Below are 16,105 nucleotides of genomic sequence, written 5' to 3' on the forward strand. Positions count from 1 at the left end.
AACCCCCCAGCGATAAACCGCGTCTTCGTCGAAGGATGGACAAGGAGCGCCCGTCAAGGTAATTAATTGAAACGACAGCCCCTACCCACCCCCTTTGCTCACGCACTCGCCCCCGGCCTCATTTCGAGGCAATCCCGTAGGGGCGAGTAGGGGGAGGGTAGGGGTTGTTGGTCGTATGGGGCCCCCATAGCGTCATCGAGAAAACGGCTGCGGACAGGTCCGTTGTATGCCAGAGGGTGCGGCACACGTCCTGAACAGGTGACATTTGATGGCGAATGAAGAGACGCTGCGCGACTATCTCAAGTGGGTTTCGGCGGACCTGCATCAGACGCAGCAACGTCTGAAGGACATCGAGGCCGCTGCTCAGGAGCCCATCGCGATCACAGCGATGAGCTGCCGCTTCCCCGGCGGTGTGGGTGGCCCCGAAGATCTGTGGCGACTCCTTTCCGAGGGCAGGGACGCCATTTCGGGCCTCCCCACGGACCGTAACTGGGACCTCGAATCCCTCTACGACCCGGACGCCGCAGGAAAGCAGGGAACGACTTCCACGGCGCACGGCGGCTTCCTGACCGGCGTCGCCGAATTCGACGCCGCATTCTTCGGCATCTCCCCGCGCGAAGCCCTCGCCATGGACCCGCAGCAGCGGCTCCTCCTGGAAACCGCGTGGGAGGCACTCGAACGCGCCGGCATCGACCCGGCGACGGTACGCGGCAGCCGCACCGGCGTATTCGTCGGCACCAACGGACAGGACTACGCCCCGCTCCTCTTCGAAGCCGAGGAGGACGTCGAGGGCTATGTGAGCACCGGCAACGCCGCAGCCGTCGAGTCCGGCCGCATCGCCTACACCCTCGGCCTCGAAGGCCCCGCCCTCACCGTCGACACGGCCTGCTCCTCCTCCCTGGTCGCCCTGCACCTCGCCGTGCAGGCACTGCGCCAGGGCGAGTGCGGCATGGCCCTCGTCGCGGGCGTCACCGTCATCTCCACCCCCGGCGTCTTCACCGAGTTCAGCCGCCAGCAGGGCCTCGCCGCCGACGGCCGCTGCAAGGCCTTCGCCGACGCGGCGGACGGCACCGGCTGGGGCGAGGGCGTCGGCATGCTCCTCGTCGAGCGCCTCTCCGACGCCCGCCGCGCGGGCCGCCAGGTCCTCGCCGTCGTCCGCGGCTCCGCCGTCAACCAGGACGGCGCGAGCAACGGCCTGACCGCCCCGAACGGCCCGTCCCAGCAGCGCGTCATCATGCAGGCCCTCGCCAACGCCCGCCTCACCGCGGCGGACATCGACGCCGTCGAGGCGCACGGCACGGGTACGACCCTCGGCGACCCCATCGAGGCCCAGGCCCTCATCGCCACCTACGGCCAGGAGCGCCCCGAGGCCCCGGCAGGCGGCCGCGAGCCGCTGTGGCTGGGCTCCATCAAGTCCAACATCGGCCACACCCAGGCCGCCGCCGGTGTCGCGGGCATCATCAAGATGGTCATGGCGATGCGCGCCGGAGTGCTCCCGCAGACCCTCCACGTCGACGAGCCTTCCTCTCAGGTCAACTGGTCCTCCGGCGCCGTCGCGCTGCTGACCGAGGCCCAGGAGTGGGCCGAGCGCGAGGACGGCGCGCCGCGCCGCGCGGGCATCTCGTCCTTCGGCGTCAGCGGTACGAACGCGCACGTCATCGTGGAGCAGGCGCCGGTCACTGAGCCCGCGTCGGACGAGCCCGAGGAAGCCACCGCGCCCTCGGCTTCGGCGGTCGTGGCGGGCGTCGTGCCGCTGGCACTCTCGGGGAAGACCGAGGACGCGCTGCGGGCGCAGGCGGGGCAGGTGCGGGAGCTTCTGCTTGCGCGGGACGGTCTTGAACTGGGCGATGTGGCCTGGTCTTTGGCTGTCGCCCGGTCGCGGTTCGACCAGCGGGGCGTTGTCCTCGGGCGGGACCGGGACGAACTGCTCGCCGGGCTCGAGGCGCTGGCCCAGGACGGCCCGGGCGCGCAGAACGTCGTCAGCGGTCGGGTGCTGGGTGGGTCGGTACGCCCGGTGTTCGTGTTCCCGGGGCAGGGGTCGCAGTGGGCCGGGATGGCTCGTGAGCTGCTTGACTCCAGTCCGGTGTTCGCGGAGCGGATGCGGGAGTGCGCGGAGGCCCTGTCCGAGTTCGTGGACTGGGACCTGTTCGCGGAGCTGAGCGGGGACAGCTTCGACCGGGTGGATGTGGTCCAGCCGGTGTTGTTCGCGGTGATGGTGTCGCTGGCTGCGACTTGGCAGGCGGTTGGAGTTCAGCCCGCTGCTGTGGTGGGTCACAGCCAGGGTGAGATCGCCGCCGCGTGTGTGGCGGGGGCGTTGTCGCTGCGGGACGCGGCTCGTGTGGTGGCGCTGCGGAGCTTGGCGATTCGTGAGCTGTCGGGCAAGGGCGGGATGGTGTCCGTGCCGCTTCCCGAGCAGGAGGTCCGGGAGCTGATCGCCGCCTGGGACGGCCGGATTGAGCTTGCTGCCGTGAACGGTCCGGCCCAGGTCGTGGTCTCGGGTGAGCCGGAGGCGCTGGAGGAACTGGTCGCCCAGTGCGTGGCCCAGGACATTCGTGCGCGGACGATCCCGGTGGACTACGCCTCGCACTCTTCGTACGTGGAGCAGATCGAGGCGCAGATCGCCGAGGCCTTGGCCGGGGTGGCCCCGCAGGCGGCCGAGGTGCCGCTGTTCTCGACGCTCACGGGGGAGTGGCTGGACGCCGACACCCCGATGGATGCCGGGTATTGGTACCGCAATCTGCGCCAGACGGTCCTCTTCGAGCACGCCGCCCGCGGCCTGCTGGCCGAGGGTCATGGCCTGTTCCTGGAGATGAGCCCGCACCCGGTCCTGACCGTCCCGGTGCAGGCGACCATCGACGCGACCGACAGCCCCGCCGTCACCCTCGGCTCCCTCCGCAGGGACGAAGGCGGCGCCGACCGCCTCGCCGCCTCCCTCGCCGAGGCACACGTGCACGGCGCCGAGTTGGACTGGGCAGCCCTCTACCCGGGCGCCCACGCCACCGTCGACCTCCCCACCTACCCCTTCCAGCGCGAGCGCTACTGGCCGAAGGCCGCGCCCGCCGGAGCCGGTGACGTCGTGTTCGCGGGGCTGCGTGCCGCCGGGCACCCGCTGCTCGGGGCCGCCGTGGCGCTCGCGGACGCGGACGGGTACCTGTTCACCGGGCGCCTTTCGACGCAGACGCACCCGTGGCTCGCGGACCATGCGGTCGACGGGGCGATCCTGCTGCCCGGCACGGCCTACGTCGAACTCGCCCTGCGCGCGGGCGACGAGGTCGGCTGCGGCCACCTCGAAGAGCTGACCCTGGAAGCGCCCCTCGTCGTCCCCGAGCAGGGCGGCATCCAGCTGCAGATCTCCGTGGGCGGCCCGGACGGCGCCGGGCGGCGCGAGCTGAGCCTGTTCGCGCGCCCGCAGGACGACGCCGACGACGCCCCCTGGACGCGCCACTTCACCGGCAGCCTGCTGCCGACCGCCCCCGCGGCCACCGAGGCCGCCGCCGACCTGTCCGTGTGGCCGCCCGCCGGGGCCGAGCGTGTCGACGTGTCCGACCTGTACGAGCGCCTCACCGCCAACGGGCACGGCTACGGCCCGCTCTTCCAGGGCCTGCGCGCCGCCTGGCGGCAGGGCGACGACGTGTACGCGGAGATCGACCTGCCGCAGGAGGCGCACGCCGACACGGAGTCCTTCGGGCTGCACCCGGCGCTCTTCGACGCCGCCCTGCACGCCATCGGGCTCGGTGACTTCATCGCCCGCACCGACCGCGCGCACCTGCCGTTCGTCTGGTCCGGCGTCACCCTGCACGCCACCGGCGCCACCACGCTCCGCGTGCGCGTCGCCGCCGCCGGGGCGGACACCGTCACCCTGCTGGCCGCCGACGCCACCGGGCAGCCGGTCGTCTCCGTCGGGTCGCTCGCACTGCGCGCCCTGTCCGAGGAGCAGCTGACCGGTTCGGCGCGGCGCGACGCACTGTTCCAGGTGGAGTGGACGACCCTCGACACTCCCGTGGACGGGGCCGGGCAGCTCGCCTCGGCGGCGCTCCTCGGCGACGGCACCCCGGACGCGGGCGGCGCCCTGCCCTTCGTACGCCACACGTACGCGGACCTGGACTCCCTGACCGCCGCGCTCGACGAAGACGCCGAGCCGCCCACGACGCTGTTCCTGCCGCTCCTGACGGCCACCGACGCGTCCGCCGAGGGCGGCCGTGCGGCCGAATTCGGAGCTGTACGGGGCCAGTTGGAGCGGGCCCTTGAGGTCGTGCAGGGCTGGCTCGGCGAGGAGCGGTTCGAGGAGTCCCGGCTCGTCGTGGTGACACGCGGCGCGGTCGCCACCGCCGCCCCGGACCCCGTGGCCGCCGCCGTGTGGGGCCTGTTGCGCTCGGCGCAGTCCGAGCATCCGGGCCGCTTCGCGCTCCTGGACCTCGACCCGGACCAGGAAGCCGCCACCGGTGCGGGCGAGGCGCTGGTCGCCGCCGCCCTCGCGACGGACGAGCCCGAGGTGGCGCTCCGCGACGGCGCCGTGCGCGCGCCGCGCCTGACCCGCGTACCGCTTGCCGAGACCGACGCCGCCACCGCTGCCGAGAGCGGCCCCTGGGGCGACGGCACCGTCCTGATCACCGGCGGCACCGGCACCCTGGGCGCCCTCATGGCCCGCCACCTGGTCGCCCGCCACGGCGTCCGCGACCTGCTCCTCGTCTCCCGTCGCGGCGCCGCCGCGCCCGGCGCCGCCGCACTCCGCGCGGACCTGGAGGAGTCGGGGGCCCACGTGCGCCTCGCCGCCTGCGACACGGCCGACCGCACCGCCCTCGCCGCCCTCCTGGACGAGGTCGGCGCCGACCTGTCCGCCGTCGTGCACGTCGCCGGAGCCCTCGACGACGGCGTCGTCACCGCGCTGACGCCCGAGCGCCTGGACACCGTCCTGCGCCCCAAGGCCGACGCGGCCCTGAACCTGCACGAGCTGACGGCAGGCCTCGACCTGTCCGCGTTCGTGCTGTTCTCCTCCGCCGCCGGTGTCTTCGGCACCCCCGGCCAGGCCAACTACGCGGCCGCCAACGCCTACTTGGACGCGCTCGCCCAGCACCGCCGTGCCCAGGGCCTCCCGGCGACCTCCCTCGCCTGGGGCCTGTGGGCCGAGGCCAGCGAGATGACCGCGCACCTCGGCGCGGGCGAACTGGACCGCAGGACGCGCGCCGGAGCGGCCCCCCTCACCTCGGAGGAGGGACTTGACCTCTTCGACGCCGCGCACGCCGCGAACCACCCCCTGACCGTCCCGGTCCGCCTCGACCTCGCGGGTCTGCGCGCCCAGGCCGCCGCAGGAAGCGGCGTCCCGCCGCTCCTGCGCACCCTGGTCCGCGCACCCCAGCGGCGCACCGCCGCCGGCGCGGACCGACAGGAGGGCTCCGCACTCGCCCAGCGCCTGGCCGCCCTGCCGGAGGCGGACCGCGAGCAGGAAGTCCTCACGCTCGTACGCGGCCACGCCGCCGCCGTCCTCGGCTACCCGTCGGCCGACGCCATCGCGCCCGACCGCGCCTTCCGCGAAGTCGGCTTCGACTCGCTCACCGCCGTCGAACTGCGCAACCGCCTCACCGCGGCGACCGGCCTGCGCCTGCCCGCCACCCTCGCCTTCGACTACCCGGCGGCCACCGTCCTGGCCCGCCACATCCTCGAAGAGGTCCTGGGCGCCGACGCCTCGGCGCCCGCCCAGGGCGCCGCACGGCCGACGGCGGCCACGGCCTCGACGGACGACGACCCGATCGTGATCGTGTCGATGAGCTGCCGCTACCCCGGCGGCGTCGTCACCCCCGAGGACCTGTGGCGCCTCACCGCCGACGGCGTCGACGCCATCGGCGACCTGCCCGGCGACCGCGGCTGGGACGTCGACGCGCTCTACGACCCCGACCCGGACAGCGCGGGCTCCTTCTACACGCGCGAAGGCGGCTTCCTCTACGACGCCGCCGACTTCGACCCGGCCTTCTTCGGCATCTCCCCGCGCGAGGGCCTGTCCATCGACCCGCAGCAGCGACTGCTCCTGGAGACCACCTGGGAGGCGTTCGAGCGGGCGGGCATCGACCCGGCCACCGCGCGCGGCAGCTCGACCGGTGTGTTCGTCGGCGTCATGTACAACGACTACGCCACCCACCTCCTGAGCGCCCCCGGCGGCCTCGACGACCTGGAGGGCTACGTCGGCAACGGCAGCGCCGCGAGCGTCGCGTCGGGCCGCATCTCGTACTCCTTCGGCCTCGAAGGCCCGGCCGTCACGGTCGACACGGCCTGCTCCTCCTCCCTCGTCGCGCTGCACCTGGCCGCGCAGGCGCTGCGCCAGGGCGAGTGCGACATGGCTCTCGCGGGCGGCGTCGCCGTCATGTCGACGCCCGGCACGTTCATCGAGTTCAGCCGCCAGCGCGGCCTCGCCGCCGACGGCCGCTGCAAGTCCTTCGCGGCCGCAGCCGACGGCACCGGCTGGGGCGAAGGCGTCGGCGTGCTCCTCCTGGAGCGCCTGTCCGACGCCCGCCGCAAGGGCCACCGAGTTCTCGCGGTCGTCCGCGGCTCGGCCGTCAACCAGGACGGTGCCAGCAACGGCCTCACCGCCCCCAACGGCCCCGCCCAGCAGCGCGTCATCCGTGCCGCCCTCGCCAACGCGGGCCTCACGACCACGGACGTGGACGCGGTCGAGGCCCACGGCACCGGCACCACCCTCGGCGACCCCATCGAGGCCCAGGCGCTCCTCGCCACGTACGGCAAGGAGCGCCCCGCCGACCGGCCGCTGTGGCTCGGCTCGCTGAAGTCGAACATCGGGCACACGCAGGCCGCCGCCGGCGTCGCCGGTGTCATCAAGATGGTCATGGCCATGCGTGCGGGCGTCCTGCCGCAGACCCTGCACGTGGACGAGCCGACCCCCGAGGTCGACTGGTCGGCGGGCGCGGTCGAGCTGCTGACCGAGGCCCGTGAGTGGGCCGAGCGCGACGGCGGCGCGCCCCGCCGCGCGGGCGTCTCGTCCTTCGGCGTGAGCGGTACGAACGCCCACGTCATCGTGGAGCAGGCCCCGACGGCCGACGAGCCGGTCCGGCCCGACGAGACGTCCGACGGCGCCGAGCCGCTCCTCGCCGCGGTGCCGCTGGCCCTGTCGGCGAAGACCCCCGAGGCGCTGCGCGCGCAGGCCGCCCGACTGCGGGAGCGGCTCCTGGCCGACACCGATCTCCAACTGGGCGACGTCGTCTGGTCGTTGGCGACGGCGCGGTCCCGGTTCGAGCACCGGGGCGCCGTCGTCGGACGCGACCGCCAGGACTTCCTCGCGGGGCTCGACCGCCTCGCCGAAGGCGACCTCACGGCCGCCGGGGTCGTCACCGGACGCGCCGAGAGCGCCGGACGCACGGTGTTCGTGTTCCCGGGGCAGGGGTCGCAGTGGGCCGGGATGGCTCGCCAACTCCTGGACGAGTCGCCGGTGTTCGCGGAGCGGATGCGGGAGTGCGCGGACGCGCTCTCGGAGTTCGTCGAGTGGAATCTCTTCGACGAGCTGAGCGGGGACAACTTCGACCAGGTGGACGTGGTCCAGCCGGTCCTGTTCGCCGTGATGGTCTCCCTGGCCGCCACCTGGCGGGCCGCCGGTGTCGAACCCGCCGCCGTCGTCGGGCACAGCCAGGGCGAGATTGCCGCCGCGTGCGTCGCGGGTGTGCTGAGCCTGCGGGATGCCGCTCGTGTGGTGGCGCTGCGGAGCCTGGCGATTCGTGAGCTGTCCGGCAAGGGCGGCATGGTGTCCGTGCCGCTGCCCGAGGCCGACGTGCGCGAGCTGATCACCGCCTGGGGCGACCGCATCTCGGTCGCCGCCGTCAACGGCCCCGCCCAGGTCGTCGTCTCCGGTGAGCCGGACGCGCTGGAGGAGCTGGTCGCGCAGTGCGTGGCCCGCGATGTCCGCGCCCGCACCATCCCCGTCGACTACGCCTCGCACTCCGCGTACGTCGAGCAGATCGAGGAGCGGATCGCCGAGGCGCTCGCGGACGTGGCTCCGCGGGCGGCGGAGGTCCCGCTGTTCTCGACGCTCACGGGCGCCTGGCTGGACGACGAGACGCCCATGGACGCCGGGTACTGGTACCGCAATCTGCGCCGGACCGTGCTGTTCGAGCACGCGACGCGCGGCCTGCTCGCCGAGGGCCACGTCCTGTTCGTCGAGATGAGCCCGCACCCCGTCCTCACGGTCCCGGTGCAGGCCACGATCGACGCCGCCGACAGCCCCGCGACCACCCTGGGCTCCCTGCGCCGCGACGAAGGCGGCGCCGACCGCCTCGCCGCCTCCCTCGCCGAGGCGCACGTGCACGGCGCGCGGCTCGACTGGAAGGCCCTCGTCCCCGGCGCCCGCGTCATCGCGGACCTGCCCACGTACGCCTTCCAGCGCCAGCACTACTGGCCCGACTTCGCCGTCCCCGAGGACGCGGCGCCGACCGTCGACGAGGTGGAGTCCCGGTTCTGGGACGCGGTCGAGCGCGAGGACCTGGAGCAACTGGCCGCCGAGCTGGAGGTGGCGGACGGCTCCGCCGCCGGACTCGGCGAGATGCTGCCCGTCCTCTCCTCCTGGCGGCGGCAGCGCCGCGAGCGCTCCACCGTCGACGCCTGGCGCTACCAGGTCACCTGGAAGCCGCTGACCGGCGGCGCCCTGCCGACGTCCGGGCTCTCCGGGCGCTGGCTGGTCGTGCTGCCGGAGGGCGTGACGGCACAGCCGTGGGCCGTCGGCACCGTCGAAGCGCTGGAGCGCGCCGGTGCCGAAGCCGTCGAACTGCACGTACCAGCCGTCGAGTTGACGCGGGAAGCGCTGGCCGTGCGGCTCACGGAGGTCGCCGCCGGTGAGCTGTCCGGTGTGGTGTCGCTGCTCGGCCTCGACGAGACCGCGCACGCCGAGCACTCCGGTGTGCCGGTCGGCCTGGCCGGGACCGTGGCGCTCGTGCAGGCCCTCGGAGACGCCGGGATCGGCGCGCGGCTCTGGACGGTCACGCGGGGCGCGGTGTCGACCGGTCGCAGCGACCGGGTCGAGAACCCGACGCAGGCGCAGCTGTGGGGCCTCGGCCGGGTCGTGGCCCTGGAGTACCCGGACCGCTGGGGCGGCCTGATCGACGTCCCGTCGGCGTACGACACCCGCGCGGGCGCCCGCCTCACGGCGGCCCTCGCCGGACAGGACGAGGACCAGCTCGCGGTACGCGGCTCCGGCGTCCTCGTGCGCCGCCTGGTACGGGCCGAGTCGGCCGAGGCGTCGAAGAAGTGGTCGCCGCGCGGCACGGCGCTGGTCACCGGTGGTACCGGTGCGATCGGCGGGCATGTGGCACGCTGGCTGGCCCGCGAGGGCGTCGAGCACCTGGTCCTGACCAGTCGTCGTGGTCCGGACGCCCCCGGTGCTGCCGAACTCCGCGCTGAGCTGGAGGAGTTGGGTGCGGAGGTCACCCTCGCGGCCTGCGACATCGCCGACCGTGACGCGGTCGCCGGGCTCCTGGAGGGCCTGGCCGCCGACGGCCGCACCCTGCGCTCCGTGTTCCACGCGGCGGGCGTCGGCCAGACGCAGCCCCTGGACGGGATGACCGCGACGGACATCGCGGAGGTGTTCGGTGCGAAGACGGCCGGTGCCACGCACCTGGACGAACTCCTCGACACCGACGGGCTGGACGCGTTCGTGCTGTTCTCGTCCAACTCCGGTGTGTGGGGCGGTGGCGGTCAGGGCGCCTACGCGGCGGCCAACGCCTACCTCGACGCGCTCGCCGAGGCCCGCCGCGCGCGCGGCCTGACCGCGACCAGCATCGCCTGGGGCCTGTGGGCCGGTGGCGGCATGGCCGGGGACGACGGCACCGAGCACCTGCGCCGACGCGGCCTCACGGCGATGGCGCCGGAGCGCGCGGTGGCGGCCCTCGCGCAGGCCGTCGCGTACGACGAGACGTTCCTGGCCGTCGCCGACATGGACTGGGAGCGGTTCGCGCCCTCGTTCACGTCGGTGCGGCCGAGCCCCCTCATCGGGGACCTGCCGGAGGTCCGGCGTGCGCTCGCCGAACCCGAGTCCACGTCGGCTGCCGAGAAGAACGGCGCCACCGGCTCCGAGTGGGCCGACCGGCTCGCCGCCCTGTCGACGGCGGACCAGGAGCGGCTGCTGCTGGACCTGGTGCGCGGGCAGGCGGCCTCGGTGCTCGGCTACGCGGGCGCGGAAGCCGTCGAACCCGGGCGTGCCTTCCGCGAGTTGGGCTTCGACTCGCTGACCGCCGTCGAGGTGCGCAACCGCCTCGCGTCCGCGACCGGCCTGAAGCTCCCCACCACCCTCGTCTTCGACTACCCGACGTCAGCCGTCCTCGCGGGCCACCTGCGGGCGCAGCTCGTGGGCGAGCAGGACGCCGCACGCACCGCCACGGGCGCGGCCATGACCTCGGCCGGTTCGACGGGAGCCGAGGACGACCCGATCGTCATCGTCTCGATGAGCTGCCGCTACCCCGGCGGCGCCACCAGCCCCGACGCCCTCTGGCGCCTCATCGCCGACGGCGCGGACGCGATGTCCGACTTCCCCGGCGGCCGCGGCTGGGACCTGGAGGCCCTCTACGACGCCGACCCCGAGCAGCGCGGCACCAGCTACGCACGCCAGGGCGGATTCCTCTACGAGGCCGACCAGTTCGACCCGGTCTTCTTCGGCATCTCGCCGCGCGAGGCCCTGGCCATGGACCCGCAGCAGCGGCTCCTCCTGGAGACCTCCTGGGAGCTGTTCGAGCGCGCGGGCATCAACCCGGCGACGCTGCACGGCAGCCAGGCCGGTGTATTCGTGGGCGCGTCCTCGCAGGGCTACGGCTCAGGCCTGCGGGAGACCCCCGAAGGCGTCGAGGGCTACCTCCTCGCGGGCGGCGCGACCAGCGTCATCTCCGGCCGCCTGTCGTACGCGTTCGGCCTCGAAGGCCCGGCGGTGACGGTGGACACGGCGTGCTCGTCGTCCCTGGTCGCCCTGCACCTGGCCGCGCAGGCCCTGCGGCAGGGCGAGTGCGACCTCGCCCTCGCGGGCGGCGTCACGGTCATGTCCAACCCCGGTGCGTTCATCGAGTTCAGCCGCCAGCGCGGCCTCGCCGCCGACGGCCGCTGCAAGGCGTTCGCCGAGGCGGCCGACGGCACGGGCTGGGGCGAGGGCGTCGGCCTGCTCCTCCTGGAGCGGCTCTCGGACGCTCGGCGCCACGGTCATGAAGTACTGGCTGTCGTACGCGGCTCCGCCGTCAACCAGGACGGTGCCAGCAACGGCCTGACCGCCCCGAACGGCCCGTCGCAGCAGCGCGTCATCCGCGCCGCCCTCGCCAACGCGGGCCTGTCCGCCGCCGAGGTGGACGCGGTCGAGGCCCACGGCACCGGCACGACCCTCGGCGACCCGATCGAGGCCCAGGCGCTCCTCGCCACCTACGGCCAGGACCGCCCCGCCGAGCAGCCGCTGTGGCTCGGCTCGGTGAAGTCCAACCTCGGCCACACCCAGTCCGCCGCCGGTGTCGCGGGCATCATCAAGATGGTCCTGGCCATGCGCCACGGGGTACTGCCCCAGACCCTGCACGTGGACGAGCCCAGCTCGCACGTGGACTGGGAGACCGGGGCGGTCGAGCTGCTGACGGAGGCCCGGGAGTGGGTCGAGCGGGACGGTGGCGTGCCGCGTCGTGCGGGTGTGTCGTCGTTCGGCGTGAGCGGCACCAACGCTCATGTGATCGTCGAGCAGGCACCGTTGACGGAGTCCGCCGAGGCGGCTGAGCCGGTGCTCGACGCGCCGCTGACCACGGTCGTGCCGTGGGTGGTGTCGGGTCGCAGCGCCGAGGCGCTGCGGGCGCAGGCCGAGCGGCTGCGGGACCACGTCGCCGGGCACGAGGACCTTGAGCCTGTCGGAGTGGGCTGGTCGCTGCTCTCGGGGCGCGCGCTGCACGAGCACCGGGCGGTTGTGCTCGGTGAGGGGCGCGAGGAGTCCCTGGCCGGGCTGGGGGCGATTGCTTCCGGTGGTCCGGGTGTTGTGGTCGGCTCGGTGGTCGAGGGCCGTCTCGGGGTCGTCTTCACCGGGCAGGGCAGCCAGCGGATCGGTATGGGGCGTGAGCTGTACGAGGCGTTCCCCGTGTTCGCCGATGCGCTGGACGAGGTGTGTGCGCACCTGGACGGGTTGCTGGAGCGTCCGTTGAAGGACGTCATGTTCGGTGCGGATGCCGAGCTGTTGGAGCGCACGGAGTACGCGCAGCCCGCGCTGTTCGCCGTCGAGGTGGCGCTCTACCGCCTGGCCGAGTCCTTCGAGGTGCGGCCGGAGGTGGTCGGTGGGCACTCCATCGGTGAGCTGGCCGCCGCGTACGTGGCCGGGCTGTGGTCCTTGGAGGATGCGGCTCAACTGGTGGCCGCGCGGGGTCGGTTGATGCAGTCGCTGCCTGAGGGTGGGGCCATGCTGGCCGTGCAGACGGCCGAGGCCGAGGTGCTGCCGTTGCTTGAGGGCTTGGAGGATCGTGTCGGCCTGGCGGCGGTGAATGGGCCGTCGCAGGTGGTGCTTTCCGGTGAGCGGGTCGCTCTGGAGGGTCTGGAGGAGAAGCTTCGCGGTGAGGGCCGCAAGGTCCGCTGGCTGAAGGTGTCCCATGCCTTCCACTCGCCGCTCATGGACCCGGTCCTGGAGGACTTCCGTGCGGTGGCCGAGAAGCTGACGTACCAGGACACCACCTTGCCGGTGGTGTCGAACCTGACCGGTCAGCTCGCCACCCCGGACGAGCTGAAGGACCCCGACTACTGGGTCCGCCACATCCGCGAGGCCGTCCGCTTCCACGACGGACTCGCCACCTTCACCACGCAGGGCGTCGCGACCCTCCTGGAGCTGGGCCCCGACTCCGTACTCACCGCGATGGCGCACGACACCGTCACGGACCCGGACGCGCAGGCCGGACTCGTCGCGGCCCTGCGCAAGGACCGCCCCGAGCCGGACACCTTCCTGACCGCCCTCGCCAAGGCGCACGTGCGCGGAGTCGACGTCGACTGGGCGCCGCTGTACGCGTCGACGCAGCCGCAGCGCCGCGTGGACCTGCCCACGTACGCCTTCCAGCACCAGGGCTACTGGCTCCGGCAGACCGCGGGGGCGGCCGACGTCGAGTCGGCGGGGCTCGTCTCCGCGGAGCACCCGCTCCTCGGGGCCGGGATGCCGCTGGCCGACACCGACGGCCATGTCTTCACCGGACGTCTGTCCCTGGCCACGCATCCGTGGCTGGCGGACCACGCAGTCGCCGGGCGCGTGCTGCTTCCGGGCACCGCGTTCGTCGAGCTGGCCGTGTACGCGGGCGGGCAGGTCGGCTGCGGGACGCTCGACGAGCTGACGCTGGGGGCGCCGCTGGTACTGCCCGAACAGGGCAGCGTCCAGGTGCAGTTGCGCGTCGATGCACCCGACGCCGCCGGGCGCAGGCCGCTGAGCCTGCACTCCCGCCCGGAGCCCGGCGCCGCCGCCGGGGGCCTCGCGGCCGACACCTGGACCAAGAACGCCACCGGCACCCTGACCGAGTCCGCACCGGACGCGGCCGCGACCGCGACCTCCGCGGTCTCCGCCGACCTGACCACCTGGCCGCCGCGCGACGCGGAGCCGCTGGCGGTCGACGGGCTCTACGGCGACCTGGCCGAGGCGGGCTTCGACTACGGGCCCGTGTTCCAGGGGCTGCGCGGGGCCTGGCTGCGCGGCGACGAGGTGTTCGCCGAAGTCGAGCTGCCGCAGGACGAGCACACGACGGCCGGTTCCTTCGGCCTCCACCCGGCGATCCTCGACGCCGCCCTGCACGCCCGCGCCGCGAGCGCGGTCACGCGGAGCGAAGACGACAAGCCCGCCGCGGGCGGCCTGCCCTTCACCTGGACCGGCGTCACCCTGCACGCCGCCGGGGCCGCCACCGTCCGCGTACGGCTGCGGCCGAACGGCACGGACGGGGTCTCCCTGGAAGTCGCCGACACTGCCGGCACACCGGTCGCCTCGGTGGCCGCCCTCCTCTTCCGCCACATGTCGAAGGAGCTCATCGAGCGGATGAGCGGGGCCGACCCGCACGCGGACTCGGTGTTCCGCGTCGAGTGGAAGCGGCAGCCCGCCGCCACCGCCGCCACCGCCGCCGAGCCGGTGTCCCTGGCGCTGCTCGGCGACGCCGGTACGGTGCCGACGGCGACGTCGTACGCCGATCTGGCGGCGTTGGGCGCGGCCGTGGACGCGGGGGAGGAGCTTCCGGAGGCCGTCGTGTGGTCGCCCGGCGGCTCGCGGGCCACCGGGCGTGACGGCCTGGCCCGCCCCGAGGACGTCTCCGCGACGCTGGCCGACGCGCTGGGCGTGGTGCAGGGATGGCTCGCCGACGAGCGGTTCGAGACGTCCCGCCTCGTCGTCCTCACGCGGGGTGCGGTGGTGGTCGACACCGCCGATGCGGCCGCGCCGGACCCTGTCGCAGCCGCCGTGTCGGGCCTGGTGCGCTCGGCGCAGTCGGAGCACCCGGGCCGGTTCGTCCTGGCCGACGCCGACGTGGACGCGCACGCTGGCGCCGACCCCGCCACCAGCCCGGCTACCGCGTCCCCGCTGGCAGCCGCCCTCGCCTCCGGCGAGCCGGAAGTCGCCCTGCGCGACGGCGAGGTATGGGTGCCGCGCCTCGCCCGGGCCGCCCTGACCCCGGCCGGGGACGCCCCCGCGCCCTGGTCGACGGGCACGGTCCTGGTCACCGGCGCCTTCGGCGGCCTGGGACGGGTCGTCGTGCGCCACCTCGCCGAACGGCACGGCGTCCAGGACCTGCTCCTGGTGTCGCGCCGCGGCCTCGACGCCGCCGGAGCCGTGGAACTCCAGGCCGAACTGGGCGCGCTGGGCACCGGCGTCACCGTCGCCGCGTGCGACGTCGCCGACCGCGACGCCCTGGCCGCCCTCCTGGCGGAGCGGGGCGCGGACCTGTCGGCGGTGGTGCACGTGGCCGGAGTCCTCGACGACGGCGTCGTGACGTCCCTGACGCCCGAGCGCCTGGCGACGGTCCTGCGGCCCAAGGTGGACGCGGCCCTGAACCTGCACGAGCTGACGGCCGACCTGGACCTGTCCGCGTTCGTCCTGTTCTCCTCGGCCTCCGGAGTCTTCGGCGGCCCGGGCCAGGCCAACTACGCGGCCGCCAACGCCTACTTGGACGCGCTCGCCCAGCACCGCCGAGCCCAGGGACTCCCGGCGACCTCGCTCGCCTGGGGCCTGTGGGCCCAGGACAGCGACATGACCGGCGCCCTGGCCGACACGGACCTCAAGCGCATGGCACGCGGAGGCGTCCTCGCGCTCGACACCGCACAGGCCCTGTCGCTGCTCGACCTCGCCCCGGCGAGCGAGCACCCGGCCCTCGTACCGATCCGCATCGACACCGCCGCGCTGCGCGCCCAGCCGCCCGAGGCCGTCCCCGCCCTGCTCAGCGGGCTCGTCCGGCCCACGGTCCGGCGTGCGCGCTCCGGCACGGACACCGCACCCGCGGCCGCCCGTACCGAATCCCTCGCGGACCGCCTCGCGGGCCGCCCGGGCGCCGAGCGCGACCGGATCCTGCTCGACCTGGTCCGCACCCACGTGGCGGGAGTGCTCGGCTACGCGTCCCCGAACGCCGTCGAGCTCAGCCGGGGCTTCCTGGAGCTCGGCTTCGACTCCCTCACGGCCGTCGAACTGCGCAACCGCCTCACCGCGGAGACCGAACTCCGGCTGCCCAGCACGCTGATCTTCGACTACCCGAACCCGGCGGCACTCGCCGAGCACCTGTCGGAGGAACTGCCCACCACGGCCGGCGCACTCCCCGTCGACCCAGGTGACCTGGACGGCGAGCTGGACCGCCTGGAGAGCGTCCTCAAGGCCGTGGGCGACAGCGCGGGCGGCACCGAGAGGGACCGCGTCGCCGACCGGCTCCGCTCCCTCCTCACGGCCTGGGACAGCTCCCGCCCCACCGACCGCGGCACCGCCGCGGACGACGACCGGGAGCGCGAAGACCTCGAAGGCGCCACCGCCGACGAACTCTTCGACCTGCTCGACAACGAACTTCAGACCCCTTCGGAATCACATCCGAACAGCTCAGACACCGGCTCGGACACCGACCGTCCCGGCCGCTTCGAGGAGGCGCTGTAAATGGCGGACGAGGAGAAGTACCTC

Annotated in this window: 1 protein-coding gene; it reads left to right on the forward strand. The window is 74.1% G+C overall.

Going from position 1 to position 16,105, the window contains the following annotated elements:
* Positions 1–268 precede the first annotated feature (268 nt).
* A complete protein-coding gene (locus tag ACZ6AA_RS33705) occupies positions 269–16,081 on the forward strand; it encodes a type I polyketide synthase (protein ID WP_471462301.1) in 15,813 nt (5,270 codons plus the stop codon).
* Positions 16,082–16,105 lie beyond the last annotated feature (24 nt).

The organism is Streptomyces sp. NPDC040610 (assembly GCF_055594065.1).

Coding starts and splice junctions, on each gene's coding strand:
- ACZ6AA_RS33705 (WP_471462301.1), top strand. CDS start 269: ATGGCGAATGAAGAGACGCTGCGCGACTATCTCAAGTGGGTTTCGGCG.